The organism is Dactylosporangium roseum (assembly GCF_025264685.1).
Classification (GTDB): Bacteria; Actinomycetota; Actinomycetes; order Mycobacteriales; family Micromonosporaceae; genus Dactylosporangium; species Dactylosporangium roseum.
This window is the reverse complement of sequence record NZ_CP073721.1, coordinates 6,166,333-6,189,716: the sequence shown is the minus strand read 5'-3', so window position 1 is coordinate 6,189,716 and position 23,384 is coordinate 6,166,333. Positions and strand designations below refer to the sequence as shown.

The window sequence follows — 23,384 nt, the reverse complement described above, 5'->3', positions numbered from 1 at the left end:
AACCGGCCACGGACGGGGGAAGATCGTGCTGGCCGTGTAGTAAGTTACCGATGCGTCGCCGGGTAGCGGCGTAGCGTGACGCGCGTGTCGGTCAGTGTCACCGCCGTGGATGCGACCAGCCCTCGGTCCACGCCACCAGCCATCGTGCCGCCGGCCCGTCTCCCACGCCGGGCGACCCTGCTCGCCGGGGCGGCGCTGCTGCTGCTCAGCCTGGTGCGGCGGCCGCCCCGCGAGTTCGTCTACGACGCGGCGCGCTACTGGCTCGGCTCCCTCGCGCTGTTCACCCGCGAGTCGGCGGTCGCCTGGGGCGATCTCGACCTGCGGGGGGTCCTGACGCCGTTCGTCTACGCCCCGCCGGCCCTCGCCGAGCGGTTCGTCCACGGCTCCGGCCGCTGGCTCGTCCTCGCCGAGAACGGGATGATGATCGCGGTCATCGGGGCCGTCGTGCTGCCCGGCATCGTCCGCGCCGCGACCGGCGGCCGCGCACCGGCCCCGCTCACGGTCTGGGTCTGCGCCGGGCTGACCTGGATGGTGCTCGGCGGGTTCGCGCCGTACCCCCTCATGGACGTGCCGGCCGCGCTGCTGTTCGTCACCGTCCTGTGGCTGGCGGCCGGGAGCGCCCGGTGGTGGGCGCTGCTGGCCGCCGGGGTCGCGGCCGGCGTCACGCTCAATCTCCGCCCCGCCTACCTGCTGGCGATCGGCGCCGTCGCCGCCGGTGCCGTCGCGCTGCACCGCTTCCGGGGGCTGCTCGTGCCCGCGGGGGCCGTCGTCGGCGCCCTGCCGCAGGCGGTCTTCAACCTGTCCCGCGGCGCCGCGCCCGGGCTGGCCCCGCCGGGGACCTCGGGGCTGGCCGGCTTCCAGGCCGGCTACGCCGCCTACGCGGTCCGCTACGACACCATCACCGGGTCGGCGGGCGCGCCGCAGCAGTTCTACTGCGACCCGGCGATGGCCCGCGCCGTCGCCGGGCGTCCGGTCACCTCCGTCGGCGGCCTGGCGGAGGCGCTGCTGACCAATCTGCCGGAGTCGGCCCTGTTCCTGCTCAAGAAGATCGGGGCGGCGCTGGCCTGGTCGGCGGAGACGCCCTACAGCGTGGGGGCCGCTGCCGAACGGTACGACCTGACGCTGCCGATCGTCCTGATCACCGTCGCGGGCGGGTTCGGCCTGGTGCTGGCGCCCCGCCGGCGTGTGGGTCTGGTGCTGGCCGGCGCCGGGTCGGCCGTCTGCCTGTCGCTGATGACGTCGGCGACCGAGACCCGGTTCGCGCTGCCGCTGGTCCTGCTCGGCATCGCCGGGTGCGCCCTGCTGGCCCGGCTGCCCGCGGCCCGGCTGCGGTCGCCGCGGCTGCTCGCCGGCGCGGCGGCGGCGGTGCTGCTGGTGCTGGCGTTCGCGGTCTGGGGCCTGGCCGCGCCGCTGCCGCCGGGCCCGTCGACGGCCGTCCATTGCGCGACGCGGTAAGGCATCCGCGCGGGGTGGCGTCCGGCCCGCCGCAGTAACCGGCCGCGGGAGCCGTCGTTGGACCAGCCGTGACGGACCTAGCGCCGGCGCGCCCGGAAGACCCAGAACTTGTTGACGGGGTAGAAGAGCAGCGGTTGCATCGCGATGTAGAGGACCGGCGCGACCGCGACCGGCACCCCGAGCCACTCGACCAGCAGCGGGACGATCGTGGCCGACCCCACCAGACTCACCAGCCCCAGCGCGTAGAAGCGCAGGAAGCCGGGGACGATCGCGGCGTCGCTGCGGAACACCCCGTCGCGGTACATGCGGAACGTGACGAACGCGCACGCCGTGTTGGCGATCAGCACCAGTGCCACGTACGGCACCCGGTCGCCGGCCGTCAGCCACAGGGTCAGGAAGATGCCGTAGAACACGCCCGCGGCGACACCGCCGGTCAGCAGGTACCGGACGCGCTGGTCACGCAGCACGCGCCGGACGACACCCGGGACCGCTCGACGCGTGCTGGTCACGTGGACGGCTCCCTCTCGCGGCGGCTGACGGGCCGAGCGGCGAGTCTACCGAAGTCGGGGCGATTTGTCCGGGTATCCGGCCTTCTGTCGCAACTGAGTGCCTGGCTCCCGGCGGTCGCCTTCGCCGTGGCGACCGCGGCTGTCCTCCGCTACTACAACGTGCCGCTGCCGACGACGGTGCGGTTCGTCGCGTACCTCGGCCTCGGCGTGGTCCTGCCCGGCACCCTGCTGTGGCGCGTCCTGCGCGGCCGCTCGGACCGGCTCGTCGCGGACGCCGCCGCCGGCGCCGCACTCGGCTACACGGTCGAGGTGCTCGGCTACGTCGGCGCCCGCTGGGCCGGCGCGCCGCTGCTCGTCCTGGCCTGGCCGATCGGCATGGTCACGGTCGCACTCGCGGTCCCGCGCTTCCGGCGGTACTGGCGGAGCGTGCCCGGCCGGCGCACACCGGCGGCGTGGTCCTGGTCCCTGGTCGCCGTGCTGGCCGTCTTCGTCTTCCGCAGCGTCCGGCACTTCCGCGGGCACGGCCTCGGCTGGCCGGTCAGCGCGTCGACCGACGCCGACACGCCGTTCCACTGGGCGCTGATCGGCGAGGCGCGGCACCACATGCCGATGCAGGCGCCGTGGGTGTCCGGCGAACGCCTGGTGTACCACTGGTTCGTCTACCCGGAGATGGCCGCGACGAGCTGGGTGACCGGCATCGACCCGCTGACGCTGCTGGTGCGCCTCTCGCCGTTGCCGATGGTCGTCGCGTTCCTCGTGCTCGTCGCCGTGCTCGCCGTCCGGCTCACCGGCCGCTGGTGGACCGGACCCGCCGCCGTCGGCGCCGCGTTGCTCGTGCTCGCGCCCAACCCGTACGGCTGGCGGCTCTCCGACGCGTGGTTCGGCTTCGGCCCCGTCGAGGACGGCTCGATATTCCGGCTGACCGCCTGGACCAGCCCCACCCAGACGTTCGGCGCGCTGCTGTTCGCGGCGCTGATGCTGGTGCTGGTCGACATCCTGGAACCGGCACCGGACGGTCCCGGCCCGCGGGGCGGCGCCGGCCGGTGGGTGCTGGTGTGCCTGCTGCTCGCCGGGGTGTCCGGGGCGAAGTCGCCGTACCTGCCGATGCTGACCGGCGCGCTCCTGGCCGCCGTGGCCGTGCTGGTGCTGACCCGGCGCGGGCTGTGCCGGCCGATGCTCGTCCTCGCCGGCCTGGTCGTCCTGTTCACCGCCGGATCGCAGCTCGTGCTCTACGGCGGCGGCGGCCAGGGGCTGGTCGTCGAACCGCTGGCGATCATGTCGACGTACGAGAGCATGGCGGCCGTGACGACCGGGTACACCGGCCCCGGCGCCCCGTTCGGGCGGCTCGCCCTGATCGCCGGGCTCACCGTGCTGAGCTGGCTGCTGATGTGGGGCGGCACGCTGGCGGCGCGCCGGCGCCTGCTCGACCCGGCGGTCCTGCTGCTGCTCTGCGTCGGGCTGGTCGGCCTGGCCGGCGTCCTGGTCTTCGGCCACCCGGGCGGCTCCCAAGGCTACCTCATCGTGTCGGGCCGGCCGTACCTCGCGATCGTCTCGGTCGTCGGCCTCTGCGTCGCGCTGGGCCGCGGCCCGGTGCGCGCCGGCCGTGCCTGGTCCCTCGGCGCGGCGGTCGCCGCCGGTGCCGGCGCGGTGTGGCTGGTGCGGCTCGCCGACGGGCCGGCGCTGCCCGCCGGGAACCTCGGCTGGGAACTGGCCCGGCCCTACCTCACGCTCGCCGCCGGGGCCGCGGTGACCGCGGCGGCCCTCTTCGCCGCGCGGCGGCTGGGGTGGCTGCGGAGCGGGGCCGTCGCCCTGCTCGTCTGCTGGTGTGCCGGGTCCGGCCTCGCCTCCGCCGGCGACGGTGTCCGCTCGGTCGCCGGCGACGTCGTCGGCACGTACGGCTCCGGCACGTGGCACGCCGTGGACCCGGCGAAGCAGCTCGGACCGGACGGCCGCGCGTCGGCCGTCGACCGCGACACGTACGAGGCCGGCCGCTGGCTGCGGGACCACGCCGGCCCGGACGACCTGCTGGCCACCAACGCCCACTGCTTCGGCGTGCGCCGGCCCGGCGACCCGTGCGACAACCGCCGCTTCGGGCTCTCCGCCGCCAGCCAGCGCCGTGTGCTCGTCGAAGGGTGGGGCTTCACCAACTCCACGTACCTGCGGGCCGCCGAGGACAACGTCCCGCCCTGGTTCGCCGGGTTCTGGGACCGGCGGCGCCTCGCCGAGAACGACGCCGCGTTCACGAACCCGTCCCCGGAGACGGTCGGGTTGCTGCGCGACCGCTACGGCGTGCGCTGGCTGGTCGCCGACGCCTCGGTGCCGGGCTCGGCGGACCTGGCCGGCTTCGCGGTCCCGCGGTACACCTCCGGACGCTGCACGGTCTACGAACTTCCCCGTTGAAAGGCGAGTCCCATGCCCCTGCGCGCGATGAACGACCTCACCGCGCACAACGCGAGCCTGGCCGGCGAACTGTCGGCCGCGGTGACGCGTGTCCTCGACAGCGGCTGGTACGTGCTCGGCCGTGAAGTCGCCGCCTTCGAAGAGGCGTTCGCGGCCCACTGCGGCGTGCCGCACGCGATCGGCGTCGGCAACGGCACCGACGCGCTGGAGCTCGCCCTCGCGGGCGTGGGCATCGGCCGTGGCGACCGGGTCGCGCTGGTGGCCAACGCCGGCGGTTACGGCACCGCGGCGGTGCGAGCGCTGGGCGCGATCCCGGTGTACGTCGACGTGTCGCCGGAGACGTGGCTGCTCGACCCGGTCGCGCTGGACCGCGCGCTGTCCGGCGGCGTCGGCGCCGTGATCGTCACCCACCTCTACGGCCGGCTCGCCGACATGGCGGCACTGTCGGCCGTCGCCGCCCGCCACGGCGTCAAGATCGTCGAGGACTGCGCGCAGGCCCACGGCGCGGCACGTGACGGCCGCCGGGCCGGCTCGTTCGGTGCCGCCGCGGCGTTCAGCTTCTACCCGACGAAGAACCTCGGCGCGCTCGGCGACGCCGGCGTCGTCGTCACCGCCGACCCGGCCGTCGCCGAGCGGGTCACGCGCCTGCGGCAGTACGGCTGGGACCGCAAGTACCGCATGGCCACCGGGCCCGGGCGCAACAGCCGGCTCGACGAGATCCAGGCCGCGGTGCTGAGGGTCAAGCTGCCGCACCTCGACGCGTGGAACGCGCGGCGGGTCGCGCTCGCCCGGCGGTACACCACCTCCATCACGCATCCGAAGGTCGCCCTGCCGGTGATCGAGGCGCCCTGGCACGTGGCGCACCTCTTCGTCGTGCGCACCGCGGACCGCGACGGGCTCGCCGCCCACCTGCGCGCCCACGGCGTGCCCAGCGAGACGCACTACCCGATCCCGGACCACCGGCAACCCGGGTTCGGCGATCGTTTCGCGGACGTGTCGCTGCCGGTCACCGAGCAGTTGTGCGCCGAGACGCTGTCGCTGCCCTGCTACCCCGAGATGTCCGACGCCGACGCCGACCTGGTCGCGACCGCGGTCGACCGGTGGGAGGTGTGAGCGGATGTACTCGCTGATCGTCCCGGTGTATCGCAACGAGGACTCGATCCACGACCTGCTCGCCACCGTCGACCGCATGAACACCGACCTCGGCGGCCGGCTCGAGGCGGTGTTCGTCGTCGACGGCAGCCCGGACAAGTCCGCGGACCTGCTCGCCGTGCTGCTGCCCGGGCGGCGCTTCGCCGCGCGGCTCGTCCTGCTGTCGCGCAACTTCGGGTCGTTCGCCGCGATCCGGGTCGGGCTGGAGCGGGCGGCCGGGCCGTACTTCGCGGTCATGGCCGCGGACCTGCAGGAACCGCCGGACCTCGCGCTGGAGTTCTTCCGTACGCTGGAGCAGGGGGAGTACGACGTGGTGGTCGGCACCCGCGAGGGGCGCGCCGACCCGCTGGGCAGCCGGCTGTCCGCGAACCTGTTCTGGGGCGCGTACCGCCGGTTCGTCATGCCCGGCATGCCCCGCGGCGGGGTCGACATCTTCGGCTGCAACACGGCGTTCCGCGACACCCTGCTCGCCTGCGAGGAGGCCAACACCTCGCTGGTCGCGCTCCTGTACTGGCTGGGGTTCCGGCGTAAGCAGGTGGCCTACACGCGCCGCCCCCGCGCGCACGGCTCCTCCGGCTGGACCCTCAGGAAGAAGGTCACCTACTTCCTCGACAGCGTCTTCTCGTTCACCGACCTGCCGGTCCGGGTCTTGATGGCGTTCGGCGCGGTCGGGCTGGCGGTGTCGGTCGTCTTCGGTCTCGTGGTCCTCACCGCGCGGCTCGCCGGCCTGTTCGACGTGCCCGGCTACGCCGCGACGATCCTCGTGGTGCTCTTCTTCGGCGGGATCAACGCTCTCGGCCTCGGGGTGGTCGGCTCGTACGCCTGGCGCGGCTACGAGAACACCAAGCGCCGCCCGCTCGCGGTCGCCATGCGCTCGCTCTCCTACAGCCCTCGGCGAGAGGACGGCTGATCCATGTCCCGTTTCGTACATCCCAACGCCCTCTGCGAGAGCGCCGACGTCGGCGCCGGCACCCGCGTCTGGGCCTTCGCCCACGTGCTTCCGGGTGCGAAGATCGGCGCCGACTGCAACATCTGCGACGGGGTCTTCGTCGAGAACGACGTCACCCTCGGCGACCGGGTGACCGTCAAGTGCGGCGTGCAACTGTGGGACGGCGTGACGCTGGGGGACGACGTGTTCGTCGGGCCCAACGTCACGTTCACCAACGACCGGATGCCGCGCAGCAGGCAGTACCCGCCGGTGTTCCTGCGGACGACGGTGGAGGCCGGCGCGTCGATCGGCGCCAACGCGACGATCCTGCCGGGTGTCACCATCGGCCGTTCCGCGATGATCGGCGCCGGCGCGGTCGTCACCCGCTCCGTCCCGCCGTACGCGATCGTGGTCGGCAACCCGGCCCGGCTCACCGGCTACGTCGACTCGGGCCCGGTGTCGCCGCCGGTGACGGACGACGCGGTCACCAGCCCGGGCGAGCGGATCAGCAGCACCAAGGTGCAGGGCGTCACGCTGCACAGCCTCGACTTCGTGCGCGACCTGCGCGGCGACCTGTCGGTCGGCGAGTTCGAGCGCGACGTCCCGTTCAGGGTCCGGCGGTACTTCGTGATCCTGGACGTCCCGAGCGAGAAGGTGCGCGGCCAGCACGCGCACAAGGAGTGCCACCAGTTCTTGGTCTGCGTGAAGGGCCGCTGCAGCGTGGTGGCCGACGACGGCGTGTCGAGGCAGGAGTTCGCGCTGGACAACCCGTCGACGGGCCTCTACCTTCCCCCGTTGACGTGGGCGACGCAGTACCACTATTCCTCGGACGCCACACTGCTGGTGTTCGCGTCACACTATTACGATGCGGACGACTACATCCGCGACTACGCCGACTTCGTGGCGTTCAAGGGCGTCGGCTAGTTGTCGGCCGGGTCCGCTCGGGCCGGGCCGTTCGGGCTGGGTCTCGCCGGCGCCCGGCGGCCCGGGGTGGTTTCGGGGGCCGCGGTCGTTGGTGCCTTCGTTCGTCAGCGTTGCAGGTGGGCCAGCACCGCCAGGACGCGGCGGTTGTCGTCGTCCGACACGGGCAGGTTGAACTTGGCGAAGATGCTGGCGATGTGTTTGCCCACGGCGCTTTCGCTGAGGTGGAGCTGCTTCGCGATCGCCGTGTTGGAACGGCCCTCGGCCATCAGGGTCAGCACCTCGCGCTCGCGCGGGGTGAGGTCGCCGGTGCTGGCCGACGGGCGGGACACGAGCTTGGCGATCACCGACGGGTCCATCACGGTGCCACCGTCGGCGACCCGGCGGACCGCGTCGATGAACTGGTCGGCGTTGAAGACGCGGTCCTTGAGCAGGTAGCCGACGGCACCGGTGCCGTCGGCGAGCAGCTCCCGCGCGTACAACTGCTCGACGTGCTGCGACAGGACCAGCACCGGCAGGCCGGGCACCTCACGGCGGGCGGCCAGCGCCGCCTGGAGGCCCTCGTCGGTGTGGCTCGGCGGGAGCCGCACGTCGACCACCGCGACGTCGGGCCGGTGCTCGATCAGCGCCGCGAGGAGGGCCGGGCCGTTGTCGACGGCGGCGACGATCTCGAACCCGTGGCTCCGCAGCAGCAGCACCAGGCCGTCCCTCAAGAGGTAGAGGTCTTCGGCGAGGACAACACGCACGGCAGCTCCAGCGTCGCGACGGTCGGCCCGCCCGGTGGACTGTGGATGGCGAGCGTCCCGTCGAAGGTACCCAATCTTCGTTCGACGCCGCGCAGGCCCGTCCCGCGCGACGGGTCGGCGCCGCCACGGCCGTCGTCGGTGACCGCGATCCGCAGGATGCCGTCGCGGTGGCGCAGGTCGATGCCGATCCGCTCGGCGCCGCCGTGCCGGGTGGCGTTGGCCAGCAGCTCGCTGACGGCGAAGTAGGCGGCGGACTCGACCGGTGCCGCCGGCCGGCCGTCGAGCGCTCCGACGACGGTGACCTCGGCCGCGGTGTCGAGTGCCAGGGCCCGGACCGCGTCGGGCAGGCCGCGCTCCGACAGCACCGGCGGGTGAATGCCGCGCACCAGGTCACGCAGCTCGGTGAGCGCGGTCGCCGACGTCTCCTTCGCCTGGGCGACGAGCTTGCGGGCGGCGTCGGGGTCGGTGTCCATGAGCCGCTCGATCGTGCCCAGTGTCAGTCCGACGGCGATCAGCCTGGCCTGTGCGCCGTCGTGCAGGTCCCGCTCGATGCGGCGGATCTCGGCGGCCTGGGTGTCGAGCGCGTCGTTGCGGGTCTGGGTGAGCCGCTCGACCCGCTCCCGCAGCTCGGCCTCCTTGGCGGCGGCCTTCGTCGGGCGCAGCAGAACGGCGGTCCAGCGCGAGTGCACCCGCAGCAGCGGATTCGTGCCGGCGAGCGAGACGGCGACCAGCACGACCCCGGTGATCAGCCCGAGGGTGCGATTGCCGGCCACCGCGCCATACCACGCCGACCACTCGGCGCCGAAGAACTCCGTCCAGATCCAGGGGAACACCAGGCCCCAGCCGCCGTAGATCCCGCCCGCCACCGGCAGGCCGACGGTCGCCACCGTGACGACCGGGTCGACGCCGAGCCAGACCAGGTCGCGCCACGAGGCGACGTCGTTCCACGTCCACTGCCAGCGGGCGTTGAACGCCGCCATGGCCTCCGTCTTGTACAGGTTGTTCCGCACCCGGTAGAGCCCGTCCGGCCGGAGCTCGGGACGCAGCTCCGGCGTGTAGGGGGAGGGGATGCGCGCGCCGCTCCACGCGGCGAACTGCCGGCGCAGGTTGGCCAGCCAGCGGAAGTGCGACAAGGCGACCGGGATCAGGAAGATGATGCCCAGCCCGAACCCGAGCCCGAAGCAGGCCATGCTGAAGGCGAACAGCACGACCTGGGTCGCGGCGCCCACCACGAGCAGGCCGCAGCGCGCCCAGGCCAGCAGCACCCGCTCGATCGCCTTGCTCGCCGGTGGCCGGGTCCGTGGCGTCAGCAGCCACGCGCTCCACCGGGTGACCGCGCCGACCGTCCACGGCAGGGCGGCCAGGGCGACCGGGGTGACCGCGACCGTCCACATCGGACCCCAGAGGCGCAGCAGCGGCACGACGACGAGTCCCAGCGGCAGGACCGCCACGAACGGGAACCAGAACTGCCAGGCCAGGTCCCGGTTGGTGGCCGGGTCCTGCACCAGCCAGTCGAGCTTGCGGAAGAAGGCCGGGAACCGCGGTGTCCTGTACAGCGTCGAGTCGTGCCGGTAGAGCCCCTCCTCGTCCGGCTCCGGTGGGGGCGGCGGTGGCTGGTAGGGGACCGGGATCTCGCGGCCGGTCCAGTCCGCGAAGAGCCGACGCCAGCGGTTCGTGAGCCGGCGGGCCAGCTCGAACTGCGGCGGGATGAGGAAGACCATGCCGAGGAGCACGCCCGGCCCGAGCAGTGCCAGCGACGCGACGAACTGCACCAGCACGACGACGGCCAGGCCGGTCAGCGCGACGCTGCGGTAGAGCGCCCTCACACAGGTCATGCGCTACAGCCTCCCCCCGCCGCCCTGCCCGGCGCATTGGCGCCGGCTCTACATCCCGAGGTAGAGCTAGATACACCCCACCTCGGCGTCCAGCCACATTCTGCCGTGCCCCGCGGGCCAGCAGAGTTGTCGGCATGACAGTCATCGACGTTCGGCAGTTGCACAAGCGGTATGGTGACCGCGTCGCCGTGCGGGACGTGTCCTTCTCCGTCGAGCGCGGCGAGATCTTCGGCATCATCGGGCGCAACGGCGCTGGCAAGACCACCACGGTCGAGATCGTCGAGGGACTGCGCGAGGCCGACGGTGGCACGGTGCGGGTGCTCGGCCTCGACCCGGCCGACCCCGCGGTGCGTGAGCGGCTCGGAGCGCAGCTCCAGGAGTCGCAGTTGCCGGACCGGATACGGGTCGGCGAGGCGCTGTCGCTGTTCGCCTCCTTCTACCGCAACCCGGCCCACCCCGAGGCGCTGCTCGACCACCTCGGGCTCGGCGGATCCGTGAACCAGCAGTACAAGAAGCTCTCCGGCGGCCAGAAACAGCGGCTGTCGATCGCGCTCTCGCTCGTCGGATCGCCGGAGGTGGCGGTCCTCGACGAGCTCACCACCGGCCTCGACCCGCAGGCGCGCCGCGACACCTGGCAGCTCATCTCGGACATCCGCGACCGGGGCGTCACCGTCCTGCTGGTGACGCACTTCATGGACGAGGCCGAGCGGCTGTGCGACCGGATCGCCGTGATCGACCAGGGCCGTACCATCGCCGTCGACTCGCCCTCGGGCCTCGTCCGCCGCGTGTCGTCGGGCGTGCGGGTCACCTTCCAGCCGTCCGCGCCGCTCGCGCCGGACGCCCTGGACCGGGTCACCGGCGTCACGGCGGTCAGTGTCGACGACCACACGTGGACCGTCACCGGCACCGGCAACCTCGCCCACGAGGTCGGCTCCGCGCTCGCCGCACTGTCCGTGGTGCCCCTCTCCCTCAACGTGCTCCAGGCCGACCTCGAATCCGCGTTCGTTTCGCTCGTCTCGCGGGAGTCGTGATGCGCACCCTCGCCCGTCTCACCGTCATCGAAACCCGGCTCATGCTCCGCGAGATCTCCCCGCCGCTGTTCACCGTGCTCCTGCCGATCGCGTTGCTGGTCGTCTTCGGTGCCGCGGCCAGCACCCGGAAGCCGGACCCGGCGCTGGGCGGTCACCGCGGCATCGACACGATCATCCCGTCGATGTCGGTCATGGTGGCCATGGCGATGGTGGCCTTCTTCATGCTGCCGGTCGTCCTCGCCACGTACCGCGAGAAAGGCGTCCTGCGCCGCTTCGCCACGACGCCGGTGAAGCCGTCGGCCCTGCTCGGCGCGCAGCTCGTCATGAACGGCGGGGTCGTCCTGGTGGCGACGCTGCTCACGCTGGTCGTCGGCGTGGTGGCGCTGGACATGCGGCTGCCCAACCTGCTACTGGTCCTGCCGACGTTCGTCCTCGGGGTGCTCGGCCTGTTCCCGATCGGTCTGCTGGTGGCGGCGGTCGCGTCGTCGGCGAAGGCGGCCACCGGTTACGCGCTGGGGGCGTGGTTCCCGTCGGCGTTCTTCGCCGGCCTGTACGTCCCGGTGGAGTACCTGCCGCCGGTCCTGCGCCGGATCGGCGACCTCACCCCGCTGGGCGCCTTCCGCCAGGCGATCCAGGCGGCCTGGGTCGGCGACGTCCCGCGGCCGCTCCACCTGACGGTGCTGGCGGTGAGCTTCCTGGCCGCGACCTACCTGGCGGTGCGCCTGTTCCGCTCCGCCTGACCGCCGCGCATGAGCACGGACGTTCCGGTGGCCTCGGACCCACTGGAACGTCCGTGCTCATACGGGCTGTGTCGGCTTGGCAACCTGTGACCGACGGTGACGCGTCCTGTCACTATGATCGGTCCGGGCGGTTTCCGGCCGGAAAGGGGTGAAGAGGTGGGAATCGTTGCCGAGGCCGTTGTCGACCTCGACGCGATCGCGCACAACACCCGGCTCCTCGCCGGGCTCGCGGCACCCCGGGCGGGCACCATGGCGGTGGTCAAGGCGAACGCGTTCGGTCACGGAGTGTTGCCCGTCGCCCGGACCGTGCTCGCGAACGGGGCGAGCTGGCTCGGGGTCACCTCGATCGCCGAGGCGCTGGAGCTGCGCGCCGCGGGCATCGACGCGCCGATTCTCGCCTGGCTCTATGCGCACGACGACGACTTCGCCGGTGCGATCCGGGCCGGCGTCGACCTGTCCGTCTCGACCCCCGAGCACCTGGCCGCCATCGCCGCGGCCGGCGCCGCCGACGTGCACCTCAAGGTCGACACCGGCCTGACCCGCAACGGCGTCAACTGGGCGGACTGGCCGGCCCTGGTCGAGGCCGCCGCCGCGCTGAGGGTCAACGTCCGCGGGATCTGGTCGCACCTCGCCTCCGCCGACGACCCGGGCAACCCGTCGATCATGCGGCAGATCGAGCGGTTCGAGGAGGCGCTCGAGATCGCGGGGAAGCACGGGATCACGCCGGAGGTGCGGCACCTCGCCAACTCCGCCGGCATCGTCGACGTGCCCGGCACGCATTACGACCTCGTCCGTGCCGGCCTGGCGCTCTACGGCGTCGAGCCCGTCGACGGCGTCACCGCCGGGCTGCGCCGGGCGATGACCCTGCGCGCCCGCGCGATCAACGTCAAGCGGGTGCCCAGCGGGACCGGCGTCTCCTACCTGCATCAATACGTCACCGACCGGGAGACGACCATGGTCCTCGTCCCGGTGGGCTACGCCGACGGCGTCCCGCGCCTGCTCAGCAACCGCGGCGAGGTGGCACTCCACGGCGAGCGGCGGCCGATCGCCGGCCGGGTCGCCATGGACCAGTTCGTGGTCGACGCCGGTGACCTCCCGGTCGCGCTCGGCGACGAGATCGTGCTCTTCGGCGCGGACCCCGCCGCGGCGCCGACCGTGGAAGAGTGGGCGGCGTGGGCACAGACCAATCCGCATGAGATCTTGACAGGTATCGGGGCCCGGGTCCCACGAACGTATGTAGGACAGGAGCATCCGCATGGCTGAAGCACGCAAGCGCGTCGCCGTCGTCTTCGGGGGCCGCAGCGGCGAGCACGAGGTCTCGTGCAAGTCGGCGTTGAGCATCGTGCGGTATCTCGACCGCTCCCGCTACGAGGTCGTGCCGGTACGGATCACACCCAACGGCACCTGGGTCTTCGGCGCCGACGCCGGCACGCCGGAGGAGCTCGACCTGGAGGGCCTGCTCGACCTCACGAAGGAGACCGGCGAGGTCGCGCTGACCAGCCTCGCCGACGCGATCGGCACGATGCGCGAGTCCGACGTGATCTTCCCCGCCATCCACGGGCCCTACGGCGAGGACGGCACGATCCAGTCGGTCCTGGAGATGGTCCGGTTGCCGTATGTCGGCAGCGGGGTCTTCGCCAGCGCGGCCGGCATGGACAAGGAGTTCACCAAGAAGCTCCTCGTCGCCGAGGGGCTGCCGGTCGCCGACGGGGTCGTCCTGCGCGGCGGCAAGGGCACGCTCACGGCCGAGGAGAAGGAGCGGCTCGGCCTGCCCGTCTTCGTCAAGCCTTCGCGCGCCGGTTCCAGCCTCGGCGTGTCGAAGGTCGACGACTGGGGCCGGCTCGACGCGGCCCTCACCGAGGCCCGCGACAGCGACGCCAAGGTGCTCGTCGAGGAGATGGTGCACGGCCGCGAGGTCGACCTCGGCGTGCTGGAGCACCCCGACGGCTCGCTGCAGGTCGGGCCGCCGCTGGAGATCCGCTTCCCGGACAAGCACACGTTCTTCGACTACGAGGCGAAGTACCTCGACCCGTCGACGATCTTCGACATCCCGGCCCGTCTCGAACCGGCGATCATCGAGCGCCTGCAGGACCTGTCGGTGCGAGCCTTCCGCGCGCTGGAGTGCCGCGGCCTGCTGCGGGTGGACTTCTTCCTGCGCTACGGCACCGAGCCGGTCATCAACGAGGTCAACACGTTCCCCGGGTTCACCGCGGTTTCGCAGTACCCGCAGATGTTCCGGGTGGCCGGCCTGGACTACCCCGCCCTGTGCGACGTCCTCATCCGGACGGCGCTCGCACGAGCACCCAGGCCAGCCGTCGGCGCAGCCTAGAACCGGGCCGCGACCGGGGCCTCATGATGGTGGAGACTTTTGGCACCCAGAGCAGCAAAAGTCTCCACCATCACGAGGAACCGCCCGAGCCGCAGGCGAGGGGTGGGGGGCGAGGCGGGGGACCGGGTGCCCGATAGGCTGGCCGGCGTGAAGCTGCTGCACTCCGGCAAGGTCCGCGACGTCTACGCCGACGGTGACGACCTGCTCCTGGTGGCGTCGGACCGCATCTCGGTCTATGACGTGGTCCTGCCGACCCCGATCCCGGACAAGGGCAAGGTGCTCACCCGGCTGTCGCTGTGGTGGTTCGAGCAACTCGCCGACATCGCGCCCAACCACGTGATCTCCGGCGACGACGTGCCGGCCGAGTTCGCCGGCCGGGCCATCCGGTGCCGCCGGCTGGACATGCTGCCGGTGGAGTGCATCGCACGGGGTTATCTCGCCGGGCTCGGCCTCAGCGAGTACCGGGCGAAGGGCGAGGTCTCCGGTGTGCCGCTGCCCGCCGGTCTGGTGGAGGGGTCACGGTTGCCGGCGCCGGTCTTCACCCCGACGACCAAGGCGGCGTTGGGGGAGCACGACGAGTTCGTCACCCTCGACGAGGTGCGGACCCAGATCGGCAAGGACCTGGCCGACGAGCTGCGGGACCTCACCCTGCGGATCTACTCGCGCGGCGCGGAGATCGCGGCGGAGCGCGGCATCGTCGTCGCGGACACCAAACTGGAGTTCGGCCGGGCGCCCGACGGCACGGTCGTGCTCGCCGACGAGGTGCTCACCCCGGACTCGTCCCGCTTCTGGCCGCTGGAGCAGTGGGAGCCGGGCCGGACGCAGTTCTCCTTCGACAAGCAGCTCGTGCGCGACTGGGCCCGCGGGACCGGCTGGGACCAGACCGCGCCGGGCCCCGAGATCCCCGAGGACGTCGTGGCGCTGACGCGGGCCCGTTACATCGAGGTGTACGAGCGGATCACCGGCACCGGCTGGTAGGCAGGTGTCAGCCCAGCGGCGGGTCGTCGCCGTTGCGGGTGTGCTCCGCGAGGAAGCGCTCCAGCTCGGCGCCGATCTCGTCGGCCGTCGGCAGCGGCGCCGGGGACTCGGCGAGCAGGTTGTTCTGCCGGCCGCGGGTGTAGGCGTCGTACTGCTCCTCGAGTGCCCGCACCAGCGCGGCGGCCTCGTCGGCCTGGGCGATCTGCAGGTCGATCTCGGCCCGGACCGACTCCGCGGCCCGGCGCAGCTCGTCGGTCGGCAGCCGCAGGCCGGTCGCCTCGGACACGCAGCTCAGCAGCCTTTCCGAGGCGGCCGGGAACTCGGCCTGCGCGACGTAGTGCGGCACGTGCACCGCGAAGCCGAACGCGTCGCGGTCGTCCTGACCGATGCGAAACTCGAGCAGGTTGCCGACGCTTGCCGGCACCTGCACGCGCTGGAGCCACGGCTCGAAGCCGGAGATCAGGTCGCGGCTGGTGCCGTGCGCGGTCACCCCGGTCGGCCGGGTGTGCGGCACCGCCATCGGGATCGCGGCGAGCCCGACCGTGGCCCGGACGTCGAAGCGCTCGATCAGCTCGAGGACGGCCGCGGTGAACCGCTCCCACTGCAGGTCGGGCTCGGGTCCGTCGAGCAGCAGGAACTCCGTGCCGGCCGCGTCGCGCAGCACCCGCAGCAGCAGCCGGGGCTGCTCGTAGTGCTCCCAGTGGTCCTCGACGAACAGCATCGCCGGGCGGCGGCTGCGGTAGTCGTAAAGCTGGTCGAGGTCGAACGCGGCGACGGTTCGGGGTGAGCCGATGGTGAGCAGGTGTTCGCGGGCGAGTCGGCTGGCGTTGCCGGCGTCGACGAAGCCCGTCAGCGCGTGGACGAGCACCGGCCGGTCGAGTGCCGGCAGGTCGTCGTTGAGCGCGTACAGCTCGCTTGGGTTGAGCACCGGAGCACAGCCTCCTCGTGTCTTTCTGCGTGTAACCCGTCGGTCCGGAGGATCATTCCATCCCGGTCGCCCAGGGATTCGTGAGGATCGCGTAGACGAGCTCGTCGACCGCGGGCGCCAGCGAGGTGAACGACGGCCCGGCGCCGGTGTAGGGGTCGGAGACCTGCAACATCATCTCGTGCACCCCGCCGACCAGGGCGATCGCCAGCAGTTGCGACAGCTTCGGGATGGCCGGGTCGACCGCCCGTGCCTCGTCGACCACCTCGACCAGCGTATCGGCGAACCGGCGCTGCATCTGCTGGCGCAGCCGGTAGGCCCGCGGCCCCGCGGCCTGGATCTCCACCAGCAGCGTCCGGGTGACCGCCGGCATGCTCTCCAGCGCGTTGAGGTATGCGGTGACGCCGTCGTTGACGAGCACCTTCCACGACTTCTGCCCGCCGACCGCGGCGCCGCGCACGACGGCCAGGAGGTGCTCGCAGCCCTGCTCGTAGAGGGCCATGAGGCAGGCTTCCTTGTCGGTGAAGTGCTCGTAGAAGGTGCGTTTCGACACATGGGCGTGCATGACGATGTCGGCGATCGTCGTCGCCGCGTAACCCTTCGCGGCGATCGACGCGGCCAGCCCGCCGGTGAGGTCTTCCCGGAGCGCCTCGGCGGTCCTGGTGGTCGTCATGCGCTCCCCGTTCCTCGGCCTTCCGGCACAATGTTCCCGGGTGCTAGTTTGCCTGGTACTGAACGGTACCGCCGATGGGAGGCGCCGCTGTGAAGCGCAGTCTGTCCGGCCAGGTGGTGCTCGTCACCGGGGCCGCGCGGGGCATCGGTGAACATACCGCCAGGCTCGCCGCCGCCCGTGGCGCGCGGCTCTCCCTCGTCGGCCTCGAGCCCGACCGGCTCGCCGCGCTCGCCGGTGAGCTGGGTGCGGTGTGGTTCGCGTGCGACGTGACCGACCAGGCCAGTATGGACGCCGCTGTCGAGGGCACGATCGCCGCGTACGGCCGGATCGACGCCGTCGTCGCCAACGCGGGCGTGGCGAGCCGCGGCACGGTCGCCACCGGCGACGTCGAGGCCCTGGTGCGCACGGTCGAGGTCAACCTGGTGGGCGTCATGCGCACCGCCGCCGCCTGCCTGCCGCACCTCATCACCGCCCAGGGGTACCTGCTGGTCGTCGCCTCGGCGGCCTCGTTCGCGGCGCTGCCCGGCATGGCCCCGTACTGCGCGTCGAAGGCGGGCGTCGAGCACTTCGCCAACGCGGTGCGGCTCGAGGTCGCCCATCACGGCGTGCGGGTCGGCACCGCGCACCCGTCGTGGATCGACACCGACCTGGTTCGCGACGCCAAGGACGACCTGCCGTCGTTCCGGGAGACGCTGCACCGCCTGCCGCCGCCGCTGGGCTCGACGACGTCGGTGGAGCGCTGCGCGGAGCTGTTCGTCGACGCGCTGGAACGCCGCCGCCGCAAGGTCTTCGTCCCGCGCGGTGTGGCCCTGGTGTACTGGCTGCGGACGCTGGTCAACAGCCGCCCGGCCGAGCGGCTGGTGGAGCGCCAGGCGCGCCGCAGCGTGCCGGTGATGGAGGCCCAGGTGCGGTCCCTCGGCCGCGGCTTCGGCGCGACCACCGCCACCGCGCTCCCGCCGCGGGTCGAGAAGCCCCCGCCGACGGGCTTCATCGCCGACCGCTACCACCACCGCTGACCGGACCGGCCGCCACCGGCCCGCACCGCGAGCCGGGTCAGGCCTGGCGGGCCTCGTGGACCAGGATCGCGACCTGCACGCGGTTGGCGCAGCCGAGCTTCGCGAGAATCCGGGACACGTAGGTCTTCACGGTCGCCACGCTCATGTGCAGGGCGCCGCTGATCTCGGCGTTGGACCGGCCCTCGGCGACCGCCTCGGCGACGTCGCGCTCACGCGGGGTCAGCGTCTGGAGGGTCCTGACCGCGCTGCGCCCGCGGCTCTCGTCGTTGACGATCCGGGCGACGAGCTGCTTGACGACCGAGGGTGACAGCATCTGCTCGCCGGCCGCCACCCGCCGCACCGCCTCCAGGATGGCCAGTGGCGGGGTGTCCTTCAGCAGGAAGCCGTGTGCCCCGAGGCGCAACGCCCGCAGCACGTGGTCGTCGGTGTCGAACGTGGTCAGCACGACCACGGCCGGCGCCGAACCGGCCGCCCGCAGTGCCTCCAGGGCGGCGAGGCCGTCCATGCGCGGCATGCGGATGTCCATCAGGACCACGTCGGGCCGCAGGGCCCGCACCGCCTGCACGGCGGCGGCGCCGTCCCCGGCCTCCCCGACCAGCTCGATGTCGGGATCGCCGCCGAGCACCATGCCGAGGCCGGCGCGCACCAGCGCGTCGTCGTCGACGACGAGGACTCGGATCACGTCCGCCACGGCAACCACGCCTCCAGATGGAACCCGAGCCCGTCCTCGGGGCACCCGCCGAGGGGCCGGCGGGGGCCGTGCTCCAGCCGGCCGCCGGCCAGGCTGACCCGCTCCGCCAGGCCGACCAGGCCGGACCGCGACCCGGGCAGCGCCGGCGCCACGGGTGCCGGCGGGAGCGGGTTGCGCAGCCAGACGTGCAGCTCACCCTGCTCCGTGCGGTCGAGGCGAACGGTCACCCCGGTGCCGGGGGCGTGCTTGCGCGCGTTCGTGAGCCCCTCCTGGACCAGCCGGAACGCCGTTCTCGTCACCGCCGCCGGCAGGGTCTCCGGTTCCGTCAGCCGGTTGTCGAGGTCGACCGGCGTGCCGGCCCGGCGTGCCTCCTCGACCAACTCGTCGAGGTCGTCGAGGTCCTGCCGGGGACGCAGCGCCTCGTTGTCGCTCGTGCGCAGGACCCCGAGGATCTCCCGCAACTCCTCCATGGCCTGGTGCGCGCTGGTCCGGATCGTCGTGCCCGCCTCGGCGACCTGCTCCCGCGACAGGTCCCGCCGGATCTCCAGTGCCCCGGCGTGCAGGCTGATCAGCGAGATCCGGTGGGCGAGCACGTCGTGCATCTCCCGGGCGATCCGCTCCCGTTCCAGGCCGCGCAGCAGTTCGGCGCGCTGCGCCGCCTCGGCCTCGGCCCGTGCGGCCCGCTCGCGCAGCGACGCGATCAGCTCCCGCCGGCCGCGCACCGTGACGCCCCACGCGATGACCATCGCGACGAGCGCGAACGCGACCGTGTTGGCGCCCACCGCCTGCAGGTCGGGGTCGGGATAGCGGACGGTGAGCGGGATCGGTACCACGAGGTGGGCGGCCGCCACCCACAGCGCCACGCGGAGCGGCCGGTGGACCGTCACGCCGAACACCGCGATCAGCGCCGCGCCGCCGGCCATGTCGGTGACGGCGGCCGGGATCAGCAGCAGCAGCGCGACGTGCACCGGCCACTTGCGCCGCCACCACAGCAGGACGATCGCCGGGATCGTGACCGCGGCCGACAGCAGGAACCGCTCGTCGGACATGAGGCCGGTGTCCAGCCCGACGGTCGCCGCCATCAGGGCGACCAGCACCGCGATGGCGGTCGCGGCCAGGTCGACGAAGAGGTCGCGGGCCCTCATGACCGCACCAGGGGCCGCCAGTGCTGGGTGGTGCCGACGTCGCGGACCGTGTAGCCGAGCTTCTGCACCTCGTCGCGCAGCTCGGCGGCGCCGGTGGCGCTCTTGTTGCTCAGCGCCACCGCCCGGGCGGCCAGGACCGCGTTGACCGCCGGCGGCAGGTCGGGCAGGTCGGGCAACCAGCGGCGGAACAACTGCTCATACGGGTCTGTCGTGACCCACGGGTATCCGTGCGCGCGGAACGCCTGCTCCACCTCGGGCCGGTCGGCGTGCTCCAGCTTGTCCCGGACGACCTGTCGCGACTCGCGGTCGAGAACCACGAGGAGGTTGCCGTCGACGAACACCGCGTCGACGTCGTGGCGGGCCACGGTCCGGGTCCGCTCGCCCTCCGTCAGCCGCAGCTCGGCGTCCGTGACGGTGACCCTCAGCGTCTCGTGGACGGCCAGGAACGCCAGTGTCGCGCCCAGGAGCACGCCGGCGGCTGTCGTCGGGATGCGGCCCCAGCCGTCGCCGAGCTCCGAGACCAGCCGCAGCGGCCCGGCGTATGGCGTCCACGGCAGCGATAGCAGCCACCGGGCGGCGACCGGCAGCCCGAATCCCACCCCGGCGCCGAGCACCGGAAGACCCACGACGAGCAGCATCCGGTCGAACCGCGATAGACCCAGGACGTGATCAGGCATACCGCTCACGGTAGGCAGGCGTCCGGCCGGTCGACAGTCGCCGAAAGTCGTCACCGTCATACCGAAGTTGTATCGCTGACGTGGATCGCTTCGACCCGGTTCGGCGGCGGGGAAGAGGTCCACTGTGGATGCTGGGCCGGTGAGCGCCAGCCCTTCGGCGGCGTCCTCCAGCCTGCTGCGCCGGCGCGGCGAGCGCTGCGCTACGATCTCGCCGGCGGGTAGCTCAGTACCCGCGTGCGCGGCTGGTAGAGCTGGTGCAGGACGAAGGAGTTGCCGTCGGGGTCGGCGAAGCTCGTGACCCGGGAAAACGGCCCTTCCTCGATCGGCCCTTCGAAGAGGATGCCCCGTTCGGACAGCTCCTCGTAGGTCTTCTCGATGTCGTCGGTGTCGAGGACGATGCCGCGCATCGAGCCCGCCGGCATCGACTCGAACCAGGTGACGAGGGTGAAAGAGGTCTGGCCGTGCTTCGGCGCGACCTCGACCCAGCGGCGCTCGCCCTCGTCGTTGTCGCTGACGAGCTCCCAGTCGAGCGCGTTGACATAGAAGTCCCGCGCGCGGTCCTGGTCGCTCACCGGAATGGACACGATCTGCACGTGGTCGATGGGCATGGCCGGCTCCCTCGCGACGATGCGGCACTTCCCCGCACGGTACCGCCGGAAGTGTCCGTGTCGTAGCGAGAATCTACAACTGCACCCATTCTGTCCGGACCGGCGCGAAGCCGCCTTCGTCCTGCGGCTCGCAGCGCAGCCGGACCGGCCCGGACGTCAAACCTGTGATCTTGAACCGGCCCTGCGGGTCCGCCGCGGTCTCGTACGTGCCGCCCGGCGACTCGACGACCACCCGCGCCGGCAGTGCCGGGGCGAGCTCGCCGACCACCTCCACCGTGCCGGATGACCCGGTCGTCACCTGGACGTCGATGGTCAGCGACCCGCCCAGGAAGGTCAGCAGCCGCGGGCCGCCACCGCGCACGGCGATCAGCCTGCTCGCGGCCGAGTCGCGGATCAGTTCGGCCAGCGCCGCGTCCGGGTTGCGCCAGGCCAGGCTCGCCCGTGCGGCGGCCAGGACCGCTGGTGGCACGGGGTCGTGCCGGCTGGCGAACTCACGCAATGAGCTCAGCACCTCTTCCTCCCCGATCATCGGGTCGGCCCTGCCCAGGAGCAGCGCGTCATATCGAAGCCGCCAATCGTCGGCGCAGCGTGCCGAGGCAGCGCTGCCGGGTCGGACCGATACTGCCGATCGGCACGTCGAGCGCGGCCGAGACCTCGGCATAACTCGGCGGCGGGTCGGCGATGAGCACCCGCAACAACTGCTGGCACGGGCCGGACAGCGCGCGGAATTCGTGCCACAACACGGCGTCGCGCTCGTCGCGCAGCACGCCCGCGTCGGGTTCGTCGGCGGCGTCGAAGCCCACCTGGACCCCGAGGTGCTCGACGAAGTCGGCGGCGGCTCCCGCGGGCACGTCGCGGCCGCCCTTGCGGAGCAGGGCGATCGCCTCGCGGCGGGCCGTGGTGGCGAGCCAGGAGCCGAGCTTGTCGGCGTCGCGCACGTCGTCGATGTGTTCGACCAGCCGCAGCCAGGTGGCCTGGCTCACGTCGGCGGCGTCGGACTGGCCGAGCTGGAAGCTGCGGGCGACCGACCAGACCAGGTTGGCATATCTGTCCACAATGGACTCCCAGGCCTTCTGGTCGCCGTCGGCGGCCGCCCGCAGGACATGGGCGTTGTCAGGCTCAGGCATGGTCTCGAAGGGTAGCACCGAGGCCTCCGGGTGACGGGGCGCGGCGACCAGCGCGGCGCACCCCGTCACCCTCCTCCCCCCGGTCTGGCGCATGGCTCTAGTCCAGGCCCGCATAGCGGCCGAACCTCCGGTTCGCGCCGCCGACGACCGCCTCGGCGGCCAGGCGGGCCGACCCGGCCTCCGGCATGGCGTCGGCGATCGCCGCGGCGACGTACGGCACCGCGAACGACGTGCCGCTCCACCGCGCCCAGCCGTCCGGGAACCGCTCATGGTTGACGAAGGTGCTGGTGACGTTGACTCCCGGGGCCGCCACCGTGATCCACGTCCCGGTGTTGCTCCACTCGGCAATCCGCCGCCCGTCGTGCGCGGCCACCGCGACCACGCGCCGCCGCCACGGCGCACTGGTCCCCGCGTAGGCGGCCGGCCAGAACGGGCGGTCGTGCTGCCCGTCGTTGCCGGCCGCCGCGACGACGACCCGGTCGCCGCTGGTCAACAGCCCGGCCAGCACCGCCGTGAGCAGGACGGGCGGCCGGTCGTCGAGCGTGTATCCGCCCAGTGACAGGTTGATGATCCGATAGTCTTCCGCGTGCCGGAGTCCCGCGACAAGGTCGGTCTCCCGGCACACCCCGAACGTGTCGACGATCTTCATCAACCTTGGCTGGACCCGCGGCGACCGGGCGAGCAGGACGCCGGCGACGAAGTTGGCATGCCCCGCGTCACCGGCCGTGATCCCGCCCTCGTCGATGTCCACATCGGACTCGAAGTCCCGTTGCTCCTCGGCCGCGTACCGGTCCTTCGGCAGGGGGCTGTTCAGCCACACACCGGTGTCGAGCACCAGCACACCGACCTCTTCCGTGCCGTCCCTCCGCGCCGAGAGCGTGCCGGGCGGCGCGGGACACGGTGCCCCGTACGCCCCGGCGTGCTCGAACGACGTGGAGACGAACACGTGGTTCGGCCCGGCCGCCACCCGGTTGTCCCCGGCCGCCTCGGCCTGCACGCGCACGCGGCGGGCGGCGCGTGCCACGTCGAGGCCCGGCAGCCGGACCCGCCGGAAGCCGCTCGGGACATCCCCCTCCTCAATGATGTCCCGCACAGCGAAGCCCTGCTCCGCGAACGCCTGCCGGGCGGTCGCGAAGTGCTCGTCGAGCACCAGCAGCTCGTCGGCGACGAACCGGACCGGACTGCCGTCCGCCCGGTCCTCACGGCGCACCCACGGCAGACCGGCCAAACGCCGGGCGCGGCGGGTCCGCCACCCCTCGGCTGGTGCCATGGCTGCCTCCTCACGTGGGTCTGTGAACTAGAGGAGGCGAGTCGCGTTCGTGATACACGGAATTTCCGGCCGGTGGTGTCGCGCGCCGGCCGACGGCCGAGGCGTTCCCTCGCAGCCTCCGAGCCAGGCGCGTTGCCGCAGCTCATGGCGGCGAGGAGCGCGGAGATCGAGCACGCCTGGGATCGAGCGGGTTCATCGCCACCCCGGGTGTTCCCGGTCGTCCGCGGG

General features: G+C 72.7%; 23 protein-coding genes and 1 pseudogene. 12 read left to right on the top strand and 12 right to left on the bottom strand.

Annotation, left to right across the window (positions count from 1 at the left end):
* The first annotated feature begins 84 nt into the window (after nucleotides 1-84).
* The gene (locus tag Drose_RS28945) at nucleotides 85-1,455 is read left to right on the top strand and encodes a hypothetical protein (protein WP_260724458.1); all 1,371 of its coding nucleotides are present in this window, start codon (nucleotides 85-87) and stop codon (nucleotides 1,453-1,455) included.
* Between the two features lie 77 nt (nucleotides 1,456-1,532).
* Here Drose_RS28945 and Drose_RS28940 read toward each other — a convergent pair whose 3' ends face one another.
* Complete coding sequence (locus Drose_RS28940; protein ID WP_260724457.1) at nucleotides 1,533-1,964, bottom strand: GtrA family protein; 432 nt, start codon at nucleotides 1,962-1,964, stop codon at nucleotides 1,533-1,535.
* Nucleotides 1,965-2,090: 126 nt separating this feature from the next.
* Here Drose_RS28940 and Drose_RS28935 point away from each other — a divergent pair, with 126 nt between their 5' ends.
* The 5 genes and pseudogenes from Drose_RS28935 (at nucleotide 2,091) to Drose_RS39220 (ending at nucleotide 7,368) form a co-directional block, all read left to right on the top strand.
* Nucleotides 2,091-4,364, top strand: a complete 2,274-nt coding sequence (locus Drose_RS28935) for a hypothetical protein (RefSeq protein WP_260724456.1) — start codon at nucleotides 2,091-2,093, stop codon at nucleotides 4,362-4,364.
* Nucleotides 4,365-4,376: 12 nt separating this feature from the next.
* A complete protein-coding gene (locus tag Drose_RS28930) occupies nucleotides 4,377-5,477 on the top strand; it encodes a DegT/DnrJ/EryC1/StrS family aminotransferase (RefSeq protein WP_260724455.1) in 1,101 nt (366 codons plus the stop codon).
* 4 nt (nucleotides 5,478-5,481) lie between these two features.
* Nucleotides 5,482-6,426, top strand: a complete 945-nt coding sequence (locus tag Drose_RS28925) for a glycosyltransferase family 2 protein (RefSeq protein ID WP_260724454.1) — start codon at nucleotides 5,482-5,484, stop codon at nucleotides 6,424-6,426.
* Nucleotides 6,427-6,429: 3 nt separating this feature from the next.
* Nucleotides 6,430-6,876 (top strand): annotated as a pseudogene (locus tag Drose_RS39225) (acyltransferase); the annotation flags it as partial.
* A complete protein-coding gene (locus Drose_RS39220; protein ID WP_260729838.1) occupies nucleotides 6,853-7,368 on the top strand; it encodes a sugar 3,4-ketoisomerase in 516 nt (171 codons plus the stop codon). The pseudogene Drose_RS39225 and the gene Drose_RS39220, both read left to right, overlap by 24 nt.
* A gap of 104 nt (nucleotides 7,369-7,472) precedes the next feature.
* On the opposite strand, the gene Drose_RS28910 is transcribed toward Drose_RS39220, so the two are convergent.
* Nucleotides 7,473-8,111 (bottom strand): response regulator, encoded by a 639-nt coding sequence (locus Drose_RS28910; protein WP_260724453.1) that lies wholly within the window; start codon nucleotides 8,109-8,111, stop codon nucleotides 7,473-7,475.
* Entirely contained in the window at nucleotides 8,075-9,946 is a 1,872-nt protein-coding gene (locus Drose_RS28905) for a sensor histidine kinase (protein ID WP_260724452.1), read from the bottom strand. The genes Drose_RS28910 and Drose_RS28905 overlap by 37 nt, the downstream gene beginning before the upstream one ends.
* Before the next feature lie 134 nt (nucleotides 9,947-10,080).
* Between Drose_RS28905 and Drose_RS28900 the strand changes: the two genes are divergently transcribed.
* The 5 genes from Drose_RS28900 to Drose_RS28880 all read left to right on the top strand — a co-directional run bounded on the left by Drose_RS28900 (nucleotide 10,081) and on the right by Drose_RS28880 (nucleotide 15,024).
* The gene (locus Drose_RS28900) at nucleotides 10,081-10,977 is read left to right on the top strand and encodes an ABC transporter ATP-binding protein (RefSeq protein WP_260724451.1); all 897 of its coding nucleotides are present in this window, start codon (nucleotides 10,081-10,083) and stop codon (nucleotides 10,975-10,977) included.
* Nucleotides 10,977-11,717 (top strand): ABC transporter permease, encoded by a 741-nt coding sequence (locus tag Drose_RS28895; protein ID WP_260724450.1) that lies wholly within the window; start codon nucleotides 10,977-10,979, stop codon nucleotides 11,715-11,717. The genes Drose_RS28900 and Drose_RS28895 overlap by 1 nt, the downstream gene beginning before the upstream one ends.
* A 156-nt stretch (nucleotides 11,718-11,873) precedes the next feature.
* The gene (alr, locus tag Drose_RS28890) at nucleotides 11,874-12,980 is read left to right on the top strand and encodes an alanine racemase (RefSeq protein WP_260724449.1); all 1,107 of its coding nucleotides are present in this window, start codon (nucleotides 11,874-11,876) and stop codon (nucleotides 12,978-12,980) included.
* Complete coding sequence (locus Drose_RS28885; RefSeq protein ID WP_260724448.1) at nucleotides 12,973-14,046, top strand: D-alanine--D-alanine ligase family protein; 1,074 nt, start codon at nucleotides 12,973-12,975, stop codon at nucleotides 14,044-14,046. Before alr ends, Drose_RS28885 begins: the two co-directional genes overlap by 8 nt.
* A 147-nt stretch (nucleotides 14,047-14,193) precedes the next feature.
* Nucleotides 14,194-15,024 carry a phosphoribosylaminoimidazolesuccinocarboxamide synthase gene (locus Drose_RS28880; RefSeq protein WP_260724447.1) on the top strand — a complete coding sequence of 277 codons (831 nt, stop codon included), beginning with the start codon at nucleotides 14,194-14,196 and terminating at the stop codon, nucleotides 15,022-15,024.
* A 7-nt stretch (nucleotides 15,025-15,031) separates the two neighbouring features.
* Here Drose_RS28880 and Drose_RS28875 read toward each other — a convergent pair whose 3' ends face one another.
* Complete coding sequence (locus Drose_RS28875; protein WP_260724446.1) at nucleotides 15,032-15,952, bottom strand: proteasome assembly chaperone family protein; 921 nt, start codon at nucleotides 15,950-15,952, stop codon at nucleotides 15,032-15,034.
* A gap of 52 nt (nucleotides 15,953-16,004) precedes the next feature.
* Nucleotides 16,005-16,622: a TetR/AcrR family transcriptional regulator gene (locus Drose_RS28870; RefSeq protein WP_260724445.1), complete on the bottom strand. Its 618-nt coding sequence runs from the start codon at nucleotides 16,620-16,622 to the stop codon at nucleotides 16,005-16,007.
* Between the two features lie 89 nt (nucleotides 16,623-16,711).
* On the opposite strand from Drose_RS28870, the gene Drose_RS28865 reads away from it, so the two are divergent.
* A complete protein-coding gene (locus tag Drose_RS28865; protein WP_260724444.1) occupies nucleotides 16,712-17,638 on the top strand; it encodes an SDR family oxidoreductase in 927 nt (308 codons plus the stop codon).
* 37 nt (nucleotides 17,639-17,675) lie between these two features.
* Here Drose_RS28865 and Drose_RS28860 read toward each other — a convergent pair whose 3' ends face one another.
* The 7 genes from Drose_RS28860 to Drose_RS28830 all read right to left on the bottom strand — a co-directional run bounded on the left by Drose_RS28860 (nucleotide 17,676) and on the right by Drose_RS28830 (nucleotide 23,156).
* Complete coding sequence (locus Drose_RS28860; RefSeq protein ID WP_260724443.1) at nucleotides 17,676-18,329, bottom strand: response regulator; 654 nt, start codon at nucleotides 18,327-18,329, stop codon at nucleotides 17,676-17,678.
* Entirely contained in the window at nucleotides 18,317-19,474 is a 1,158-nt protein-coding gene (locus Drose_RS28855; protein ID WP_260724442.1) for a sensor histidine kinase, read from the bottom strand. Before Drose_RS28855 ends, Drose_RS28860 begins: the two co-directional genes overlap by 13 nt.
* Complete coding sequence (locus Drose_RS28850) at nucleotides 19,471-20,151, bottom strand: YqeB family protein (RefSeq protein WP_260724441.1); 681 nt, start codon at nucleotides 20,149-20,151, stop codon at nucleotides 19,471-19,473. Before Drose_RS28850 ends, Drose_RS28855 begins: the two co-directional genes overlap by 4 nt.
* Before the next feature lie 200 nt (nucleotides 20,152-20,351).
* Complete coding sequence (locus Drose_RS28845; RefSeq protein ID WP_260724440.1) at nucleotides 20,352-20,759, bottom strand: VOC family protein; 408 nt, start codon at nucleotides 20,757-20,759, stop codon at nucleotides 20,352-20,354.
* A gap of 73 nt (nucleotides 20,760-20,832) precedes the next feature.
* A complete protein-coding gene (locus Drose_RS28840; protein ID WP_260724439.1) occupies nucleotides 20,833-21,288 on the bottom strand; it encodes a hypothetical protein in 456 nt (151 codons plus the stop codon).
* A gap of 28 nt (nucleotides 21,289-21,316) precedes the next feature.
* A complete protein-coding gene (locus Drose_RS28835; protein ID WP_260724438.1) occupies nucleotides 21,317-21,886 on the bottom strand; it encodes an RNA polymerase sigma factor in 570 nt (189 codons plus the stop codon).
* Nucleotides 21,887-21,983: 97 nt separating this feature from the next.
* The gene (locus Drose_RS28830) at nucleotides 21,984-23,156 is read right to left on the bottom strand and encodes a S8 family peptidase (protein WP_260724437.1); all 1,173 of its coding nucleotides are present in this window, start codon (nucleotides 23,154-23,156) and stop codon (nucleotides 21,984-21,986) included.
* Nucleotides 23,157-23,384: the final 228 nt, after the last annotated feature.